This is a genomic window from Sphingopyxis sp. RIFCSPHIGHO2_12_FULL_65_19 (assembly GCF_001830555.1).
Taxonomy (GTDB): Bacteria; Pseudomonadota; Alphaproteobacteria; order Sphingomonadales; family Sphingomonadaceae; genus Sphingopyxis.
On sequence record NZ_MIAM01000041.1, the window covers coordinates 102,504 to 103,408 of the forward strand.

Sequence of the window (905 nt, forward strand, 5' to 3'; positions counted from 1 at the left end):
TGGCGGCGAAGTGAAGGGGTGAAGATAGCGGTCGCCCGCGGTGCCCGTCACCCAGCCGTCGAACCGCGATCCCTGTTTGAACGATCCGTCGCACGCGGCGAGGAAGTCGGCCTCGCCAATCCCGATTGCCGACAGCGTCGCGCGCATCGTCGGCCAGGTTCCTTCGCCGACGCCGATGGTCGGGATGTCGGGGGCCTCGATCAACGTTACCGACAGCTGGCCCGACGCCGCGCGCGGCGAACTGGCGAGACGCGACGCCGCGAGCCAGCCGGCGGTGCCGCCGCCTACGATGACAACCCTCTCGATCGCGCTATTCATTGCCGTCGATCCTAGGCTGCGAAACCGCCCTCGTCACGCAAAAGAGCCGCGCCCGAAAAGGCGCGACCCTCTTGCCCGCGACCCGGCGGACGCGAAACACCCGCCTTAGAAGCTGAACCGGACCCCCGCCGCATAGCGGGCAAAGCCAGGCTGGACGAAGGTGACGTTATTCTTGCTTCTCAGGTGACCGCGGCGCCCCTCACCCGTCAGGTTGATCGCCTCGACGAAGCCGGTGAGGCCAGGAATAAACTCATAGCTCGCGCTTGCGTCGATCTGCCAATATTCCTCGGTATAGAAGGGGTTGGGGCCCGTTCCGGCAAGGAACTCGTCGCGCCAGTTCCAGGCGACACGCGCCTGAAGCCCGTTCTTGTCATAGAAGGCGACGGCGTTGGCGCTGTCGCTGAGCCCCGTCAGCGCGAACTGCGGCACCGACGACGGCTGGGTATTGTCATACGTCGCATCGCCGTTGACGATCGTATAGTTCAGGATCACGCCAAAGCCGGTGTCCCAGAAGCTGTGCTGGAGCGCGAATTCCCAGCCGTTGATCGATGCCTTCTGGTCGCTGTTGATCGGCGTCGTAATCTCGA

2 protein-coding genes are annotated in these 905 nt (G+C 64.5%); both read right to left on the bottom strand.

Translation table 11 applies throughout. From position 1 onward, the window contains the following. Positions 1 to 318 (bottom strand): tryptophan 7-halogenase (locus tag A3E77_RS12110; RefSeq protein WP_293646233.1); only part of this gene is annotated, 318 nt, incomplete at its 3' end. A 105-nt stretch (positions 319 to 423) separates the two neighbouring features. Next, on the bottom strand, positions 424 to 905 hold a 482-nt coding region (locus A3E77_RS12115; protein ID WP_293646235.1), incomplete at its 5' end, for a TonB-dependent receptor domain-containing protein.